Source organism: Paracoccus sp. UBA5162 (genome assembly GCF_002413585.1).
In the GTDB taxonomy this organism is placed as follows: domain Bacteria; phylum Pseudomonadota; class Alphaproteobacteria; order Rhodobacterales; family Rhodobacteraceae; genus Paracoccus.
In genome coordinates this window covers 1-8,723 of the sequence record NZ_DHXG01000019.1, presented here as the reverse complement: position 1 = coordinate 8,723, position 8,723 = coordinate 1, and the positions used below count along the sequence as shown (strand labels likewise).

Annotated in this window: 5 protein-coding genes; all 5 read left to right on the top strand. The window is 64.9% G+C overall.

From position 1 onward, the window contains the following. Positions 1-78: 78 nt before the first annotated feature. The 5 genes from B4A72_RS02510 to opgC all read left to right on the top strand — a co-directional run bounded on the left by B4A72_RS02510 (position 79) and on the right by opgC (position 8,559). Positions 79-1,335 (top strand): aspartate kinase, encoded by a 1,257-nt coding sequence (locus tag B4A72_RS02510; protein WP_292953750.1) that lies wholly within the window; start codon positions 79-81, stop codon positions 1,333-1,335. Between the two features lie 66 nt (positions 1,336-1,401). Further along, entirely contained in the window at positions 1,402-3,648 is a 2,247-nt protein-coding gene (ptsP, locus tag B4A72_RS02505; RefSeq protein ID WP_292953765.1) for a phosphoenolpyruvate--protein phosphotransferase, read from the top strand. Positions 3,649-3,791: 143 nt separating this feature from the next. Continuing rightward, a complete protein-coding gene (locus B4A72_RS02500) occupies positions 3,792-5,354 on the top strand; it encodes a glucan biosynthesis protein (protein ID WP_292953749.1) in 1,563 nt (520 codons plus the stop codon). Then, the gene (gene mdoH / locus B4A72_RS02495) at positions 5,351-7,441 is read left to right on the top strand and encodes a glucans biosynthesis glucosyltransferase MdoH (protein WP_292953746.1); all 2,091 of its coding nucleotides are present in this window, start codon (positions 5,351-5,353) and stop codon (positions 7,439-7,441) included. The genes B4A72_RS02500 and mdoH overlap by 4 nt, the downstream gene beginning before the upstream one ends. Next, positions 7,438-8,559: an OpgC domain-containing protein gene (gene opgC / locus B4A72_RS02490; protein ID WP_292953743.1), complete on the top strand. Its 1,122-nt coding sequence runs from the start codon at positions 7,438-7,440 to the stop codon at positions 8,557-8,559. Before mdoH ends, opgC begins: the two co-directional genes overlap by 4 nt. The last annotated feature ends 164 nt before the right edge of the window (positions 8,560-8,723 follow it).

The window sequence follows — 8,723 nt, the reverse complement described above, 5'->3', positions numbered from 1 at the left end:
ACCCGCCTTGCCTCTTGCGGTTTCATCCCCCCGCCCATACAAGCCGCGCCGAAAGAAACCCTTGGCTGGAGGCCCGCGATGCCGCTTCTGGTGATGAAATTCGGCGGCACCTCGGTCGCCGATCTGGACCGGATCAGGAATGCCGCCGCGAAGGTGCAGCGCGAGGTCGAGCGCGGCCATGACGTCATCGTCATCGTCAGCGCCATGTCCGGCAAGACCAACGAGCTTGTCGGCTGGGTCGAGAAGACCTCGCCGCTGTTTGATGCGCGCGAATATGATGCCGTGGTCAGTTCGGGCGAGAACGTCACCGCCGGATTGATGGCGCTGACGCTTCAGGAAATGGGCGTTCCGGCGCGCAGCTGGCAGGGCTGGCAGGTGCCGATCAACACCACCGCGCAACATTCCGCGGCGCGTTTCGTCGATATCCCGCGCGGCAATCTGGATCAGAAGTTCGCCGAAGGCTTCCGGGTCGCGGTGGTCGCGGGTTTCCAGGGTCTGGCGCCCGATGGCCGGATCACCACGCTGGGCCGGGGCGGATCGGACACGACCGCCGTGGCCTTCGCGGCCGCCTTCGACGCCGAACGCTGCGACATCTATACCGATGTCGATGGCATCTACACGACCGACCCGCGCATCACCTCGAAAGCGCGCAAGCTGGACAGGATCGCGTTCGAGGAGATGCTGGAACTGGCCAGTCTTGGCGCGAAGGTGCTGCAGACCCGCTCGGTCGAGCTGGCGATGCGCTACAAGGTGCGGCTGCGCGTGTTATCCTCGTTCGAGGACACGACCGAAGATTCGGGCACGCTGGTCTGCGATGAGGGAGAAATCATGGAATCGAAAGTCGTCAATGGCGTCGCCTATTCCCGCGAGGAAGCCAAGATCACCCTTGTCACGGTCGAGGACCGTCCCGGCATTTCCGCCGGCATCTTCGCGCCCCTGGCGGATGCGGGCGTGAACGTGGACATGATCGTGCAGAACATCTCCGAGAAGAATTTCGAACATCACCAGGGCTCGGTCACGGACATGACCTTCTCGGTGCCGATCAATCAGGTGGATCGCGCCAAGCGCGCCATGGAACAGGCCCGCGCCGCGGGCACGGTTTCGTATGACGAATTGATCGTCGATACCGAGGTCGCCAAGGTCAGCGTGGTGGGCATCGGGATGCGCAGCCATGCCGGCGTCGCAGCCCGGATGTTCAAGGCCCTTGCCGAGGAAAACATCAACATCAAGGTCATCGCCACCAGCGAAATCAAGATTTCCGTTCTGATCGACCGCAAATATATGGAACTGGCCGTTCAGGCGCTGCATGATGCCTTCGGCCTCGAAGCGGCCTGATCCCCTCGGGTGATCCCGAACCGACAGGCCCTCGGGCCGGACGCGACGACGGAAGGCGGGAAGGCATTGCAGGACCGCAAGGACAGTGATTCGCGCAAGCTGCTGCGGCGGCTGAAGGAAATTCTGGCCGCCGCCGGCGACGGTCAGGACAGGCTTGACCAGATCACCCACAACATTGCCGATTCGATGGGCACCGATGTGTGCTCGATCTATCTGTTTCGCGACCCCGAGACGCTGGAGCTTTGCGCCACCGAAGGTCTGCGCGCCGAGGCCGTTCACCAGACCAGGCTGAGGCTGGGCGAAGGCCTGGTCGGGCGCGTCGCACGGACCGGCCGCTACATGAACACCGCCGACGCGCCCGCGATGCCCGGATTCCGCTTCATGCCCGAAACCGGCGAAGAGGTCTTTCCCAGCTTTCTCGGCGTGCCGATCCAGCGCGTGGGCGAGAAACTGGGCGTTCTGGTCGTGCAGTCGCGCGATGCCCGCCTGTTCAGCGATGACGAGGTCTACGGCCTGGAAGTGGTGGCAATGGTGCTGGCGGAAATGACCGAACTGGGCGCCTTCCAGGGCACCCAGGCCAACAGCCTGCCGCAGGCCCACCGCTTTCCGCTGATGCTGCGCGGCACCACCGGACAGGAAGGCGCGGCCGAGGGTCATGTCTGGCTGCACGAGCCGCGCGTGGTCATCGCCAACCCCGTCGGCGACGATCCCGAAACCGAAAGGGCGCGGCTGCACGAGGGCGTGGAACGGCTGCGGGAACGGGTCGATTCGATGGTCGCCGCCGCCGACATGGGGGCCGATGGCGATCACACGGCCGTTTTGGAAACCTATCGCATGTTCGCCCATTCGCGGTCCTGGCTGAAGCGGATGGAAGAAGACATCCAACTGGGCCTTTCCGCCGAAGCGGCGGTCGAGAAGGAACAATCCGCTGCCCGTGCACGGCTGGAAATGTCGGCCGATCCCTATCTTCGCGACCGCCTGCATGATCTGGACGACCTGTCCAACCGGCTGTTGCGGATCCTGACCGGACAGGGCGTCGATACAGGCGCCGAGATGCCCGCGGATCCGATCCTGATCGCCCGCAATATCGGCCCCGCCGAATTGCTGGAATACGGACGGCGGCTGAAGGGCGTGGTGCTGGAGGAAGGATCGGTCGGCTCTCACGCGGCGATCGTGGCGCGGGCGCTGGCGATTCCGCTGGTCATCCACGCCGCCCGCATCACGACCGAGGCGCTGAATGGCGATCCGATCCTCGTCGATGGCGATCAGGGCATTGTCCATCTGCGCCCCGAGGACACGGTGGCGCTGGCCTTTCGCGACAAGATGGCGATGCAGGCCGAGGCTCAGAACCGCTATGCCAGCCTGCGCCGGCTTCCCGCGACCGGCAGTTGCGGCACCACGATCCAGCTTTACATGAATGCGGGCCTGATGGCCGACCTGCCCTCGCTGGAAGGGTCGGGGGCCGAGGGCGTGGGCCTGTTCCGGACCGAATTGCAGTTCCTGATCCGCAACCACGTCCCGCGACGGGGAGAACTGGCCGAATTGTATCGCCGGGTCATGGACAACGCCAAGGGCAAGCAGGTGATGTTCCGGACGCTGGACATCGGGTCGGACAAGGTGCTGCCCTACATGAAGCCCCAGGACGAGCCCAACCCGGCGATGGGCTGGCGCGCGATCCGTGTCGGCCTGGACAAGCGCGGCATTCTGCGGATGCAGCTTCAGGCGCTGATCCGGGCGGCCGCCGGACGCCCCTTGCACGTCATGTTCCCCTTCATCGCCGATATCAGCGAATACGAGGACGCCTATCGCATCCTCATGCAGGAAATGTCGCGAGAACAGCGGGTGGGCCGTGACCTGCCGACCGACATTCGCGTGGGCGCGATGCTCGAGACGCCCTCGCTGGCCTTCGCTCCGAAAAAGTTCTTCGAGATGTGCGACTTCGTCTCGATCGGCGGCAACGACCTGAAGCAGTTCTTCTACGCGGCCGACCGCGAAAACGAACGCGTCCGACGCCGATATGACACGCTGAACGTGCCCTTTCTCGCATTGCTGCGCCAGATCGTGCTGCGCTGCGAAGAGGCGCGCGTGCCGCTGTCCTTCTGCGGCGAGGATGCCGGCCGCCCGATCGAGGCATTGACCTTTGCGGCCCTGGGCATCCGACGCCTGTCGATGCGTCCGGCCTCGATCGGCCCGGTCAAGCATCTGATCCGTCGCGTCTCGATCGCCGATCTTCGGCAGGTCATCGACGAGGCCGAGGCATCGGGAATGCACAACCTGCGCCGGCCGGTGACCGAATGGCTGGCCCGACAATAGGCGGAAAATCGCCCGAATCACCCCTGGGCGCGATCGGGCGACGCCACACACAACTCAGGGTCGCTTTTCCGGCGACCGACGCGACTTGTTGCGCTGCGGCGCAGTCCCTATACTGAACCGGCTCTTGCGAACTGCCTCCAAAGATGAAGCGACGAAATTTCCTCAATGCCGCCACGGCGCTGGCAGCCGGCAGCGTCTTTGCCGCGACGCCGGCCCAGGCACAATCGAGTTCTGACGAATCGACGATCGACACGCCGCCCGAAGGCGCAAGGACGGATTTCGGTTTCGAAGACGTGGCCGCGATCGCCGCCAAACGGGCCGAAGCCGTTCATGAGCAGCCGGTGGCGAAACTGGTGGGCAGCTTCGCGGACCTGAATTATGACCAGTATCGCGGTATAAGGTTCCGGCGCGACGCCGATCCGCTGAGCGATCAGAACCAGTTCGGCATGGACCTGCTGCCGCCAGGCGCGATCTTTTATGAGCCGATCGGCATCAACATCGTGCGCGACGGAGTTCCGCAGAAGTTCGAATTCGATCCGCGCCTGCTGGATTTCGATCCGGCCCAGTTTCCCGACGGCGCGAACCTGGACGATATCGGCGACATGGGATGGTCGGGTTTCCGGCTTCGCACGCGGCTGAACCGGCCCGACGTGATGGACGAATTCGCGGTTTTCCAGGGCGCAAGCTATTTTCGCGCCGTCGCGCGCGGCACCCTCTATGGCCTGTCGGCGCGGGGTCTGGCGATCAAGACCGGCAGCCCGGATGGCGAAGAATTTCCGCTGTTCACCGATTTCTGGATCCACCGCCCCTCGGAGGGATCCGAATGGGTGCGCATTCACGCGCTTCTGGACAGCAAGTCGGTGACGGGCGCCTATCAGTTCGACATCAATCCCGGCGCGGTGACGATGGTTCGGACGCGGCTTGCGCTGTTTCCGCGCGTCGATCTGCAAAATACCGGCATCGCGCCGTTGACTTCGATGTTCTGGTTCAGCCCGGCCAGCCGGCGCGCGGTGGACGATTACCGCCCCGCCGTGCATGACAGCGACGGCTTGCAGATGCATACCGGCGCCGGCCAGGCATTGTGGCGCAGCCTTGCCTCGCACAAGAACCTGCAGATTTCGTCCTTCGTGGACAAGTCTCCGCGCGGCTTCGGCCTGATCCAGCGCAACCGCGACTTCGGCGATTATCAGGACGCCGAGGCGATGTATAACCAGCGCCCCTCGGCCTGGATCCAGCCCGAAAGCGACTGGGGCGAGGGCGAGGTCCGCCTGATCGAAATCCCGGTCGAAAACGAGTTCAACGACAATATCGTCACCTACTGGCTGCCCAAGGATCCGCTGGCGCGCGGCAAGCGGCACGATTTCCGCTATCGTCTCAGTTTCGCGCCGCTGCCGCCGAACGACATGCCGCTGGCCAAGGTGCGCCAGGTCCGTTCCGGACAATCCATCAACAACAAGGATCTGCGCAGCTTCGTGGTCGATTTCGACCTGTCCCTGTTCGGCGGCGAGATGCCGGAATCGAAGGTCACGACATCGGCCGGGACGATCGTCCATGCCTACCTGAAGACGCTTGCCGATCAGGGCGTCCTGCGGCTGGCCTTCGAATTCGAGCCGGGCGACGCCACCGTGGCCGACCTGCAGGCGCTTCTGACCGACAAGCAGGGGGTCGCCCTCAGCGAATCCTGGCTGGCGCGCTGGTCGGCATGATTGCGGCGCCGTCCTCTGCCGAGGCTGGCGGCCCGGTTCCACCCGAATCGCCGATCGCCATGCCGGTGCAGGACTTTCGGACCCTGCCCGCAACTCGGCGGCTGCGCCGAACCGAATCCGCGCGGGTCTGGCTGGCCCGGCTGATCACCTTCGGCGGAACCGCCGCGATCGCCGTCATCGGCTTCATGCAGATGCTGGAGGCCTTCGGCGACAAGCCGACGCCGATGCAGCTTGCGCTTTTGGCATTGTTCGTGCCCACCTTCGCCTGGGTCGGATTTTCCTTCTGCGGTCTGCTGGCGGGGCTGTTCGCGCCCCGGCTGACGACGCCAGACGGCCCCAATGATGCCCGCATCGTCGTGGTGATGCCCGTCTATCACGAGAATGCCGCCCAAAGCCTGGGCCTGCTGACAGCCCTGGCCAAGGGGCTGGAGCAGACCGGCATCGCGAACCGAGCCGAAATCTTCGTTCTGTCCGACAGCCGCGATCCTGCCGTTGCGGTCAACGAAAGCCTGATCGTCGCGGCTGCCCGCGACGCCTCGCCGGTGCCGATCTGGTATCGCCGGCGCGAAACGAACGAGGATCGCAAATCCGGCAACCTGGCCGAATTCATCCGCCGCTGGGGCGGGCGCTACGATCAGATGGTGGTGCTGGATGCAGACAGCGTGCTGTCCGCAGAAACCATTCGCGATCTGTCCGCGCGCATGAATGCCGATCCCGATCTGGGCCTGATCCAGACCATGCCGATCCTGGTCGGCGGCGAGACCATCTTTGCCCGGCTGACCCAGTTCGCCGGCCGGGTCTATGGCCCGATGATCGCGCGCGGCGTTTCGGCCTGGTCGGGCGATACGGGCAATTACTGGGGCCACAACGCGATCATCCGGGTGGCGGCCTTTGCCCAAGCCTGCGGCTTGCCGCGCCTGTCGGGCAAACCGCCCTTTGGCGGCACCATTCTCAGCCACGATTTCGTCGAGGCTGCCGCCCTGTGCCGCGCCGGCTGGAAGGTGCGGCTGGACCATGACCTGCGCGGCAGCTACGAGGGTTGCCCGCCGACGCTGCTGGACATGGCCGCGCGCGAACGCCGCTGGGCGCAGGGCAATCTGCAACATGCGCGCCTCTTCGGGATCAAGGGCGCCCGGGCCATCAGCCTGGTGCATTTCGCCATAGGCATCCTGGGTTTCCTGATGAGCCCGATCTGGCTGGCGCTGCTGCTGGTCGGTCTGGTCCTGTCGGCCACGGTGCTGCTGTCCACGCCCGAATATTTCCCGAACGCCTATCAGCTTTTTCCGGACTGGCCGGTCTTCGATGCCCGCCGGATGCTGTATCTGTTCATCGCGGCGATGGCGCTGCTGCTGCTGCCCAGACTGATCGCGACCTTGCGCGCCTGGTCGCGGCCGCTGGCGCGCAATTCCGGCGGACCGGTCCGCATCTTTGCCAGCGCGCTGTTCGAGATCCTGCTATCGGCCCTGATCGCGCCGGTCCAGATGCTGATCCAGACCCGCCAGATCTTCGAAATCCTGCGCGGCCGCGACAGCGGCTGGAACGCACAAGAACGGGCCGGCTCGATGCCCGGCTGGGAGGTTGTGATCGCGCGGCACTGGATTCACGTGCTGCTGGGCGTCGCCACGCTGCTGGTGCTGGCGCAGTTCTCGCCGACGCAACTGATCTGGCTGTCGCCGATTCTTGCCGGCCTGATCCTGTCGCCGCTGACATCCCGGCTGTCGGCAAGCCCGGTCTTCGGCCGCTGGGCACGGATGAACGGCCTGCTGGTCACACCCGAGGAACGCGATTATCCCCCGATCCTGACCGAGGCCAGCGCGGCGATCCGCGCCCTGCCGCGCCCCCTGCCCGGCCGTGCGGCGATCATGCAACTGGCACAGCATCCCGACCGTATGGCGCATCACCTGGCCATGCTGACTTCGCTGCCCGACCGCCCTGTGGCCGAGCGGCTGCCGCAGATCACCGCCGGGGCAAAGATCGCCAATGCCGCGGGCCGCGAACAGGCGCTTGATCTTCTGAACCCGGAAGAAACCGAAGCGTTGATATCCGATGCCGCGCTGTTGCGGCGATGGAGCGCGCTGCCTGAATGAACCGCCTGATCGTTCTCGACATGCTGCGCGGTTACGCGCTGATCTGCATCATGATCGACCATATGCCAATCTCGATCCTGCGGCGGTTCACGCTTGCCAATTTCTCGGTCTTCGACGCAGCAGAACTGTTCGTCCTGCTGTCGGGCTTTCTGGTCGGCCTGGTCTGGCATTCGGTCGAGGAGCGGGACGGATTGCGCAGCGCCCAATGGCGCTTTGCACGGCGCTCGTTCGAGGTCTGGCGGGCGCTGGTTCTGGGCGGGGTGATCATGGCGCTGGTTTCGGCCGGGCTGCTGGCGCTGGACATGTCCCATACCGCGGTCTGGAACCAGTATGCCGAATGGGTGGTCGAGAACCCGCTGGGCTATTCCGGCGTGCTGGCGACGATGTGGTTGCAGCCAAACCTTCTGGACGTGCTGGCGCTGTACGTCATCCTGATCGTTTCGGCGCCGCTGCTGGTGCCGCTGCTGCGGCGCTGGCCCATCAGCTTCGCGATCGGATCGCTGGTCCTGTGGTGGTTCGCGCCGCTGCTCAACCAGATCATCCCGAACCACAGCCGCGCGGGCCTGCTTTTCAACCCGTTCGGCTGGCAGATGCTGTTCTATTCGGGCATCGCGATGGCGCTGTTCCGCGATCGGATCATGCGGACGCTGATGCCGCATCGGCGGCTTCTGACGATCCTTGCAGCGGGCATGTTCCTGTTCGGCACCGCGATCGTGATCGGGGCCAAGATCGGCGAGCCCGCGAAAGAATTCCGCGACGCGCTGAAGCTGATCTATGGCGAAATCAACAAATGGGACCTGGACGGCACACGCTATCTGGCGATTCTCGCCGCGACCTGGCTGGTCGCGGTGCCCCTGGCCCGGCCCATGGCATGGCTGGCCGCGACCGTGCCGGGTGTCGCCATGCAGCAGATCGGTCGCGGCGGGCTTTGGGCATTCGTCGCCAGTGTTCTGCTGTCGGTGATCGGCGACGCCTTCCAGTTGAACCCGGAAGGTCAGGGCGTCCTGCGACGCCTGACGGTCGATCTCTGGTCGATCACGGCGCTTTGGTGGGTATCCGTGGCCTGGCTGCGCTTTGGGGCGCCGCGGCTGAAAAGAAAGACGCCGCGCCGAACCTGACCTGTCGGGACAGGCAGAAATGACCCTCGGGGGCGGGAACAGCCATGCGTCCGGACTGCCCGGCTGCCAGCCACTTCATCAGGCAGCCTTTCCTGCTTGCCGGCTGCAAACGATCACTGAAATCGGCCCGCTGCAACACCGGGCGTAAATCCATCCCCCCTTCT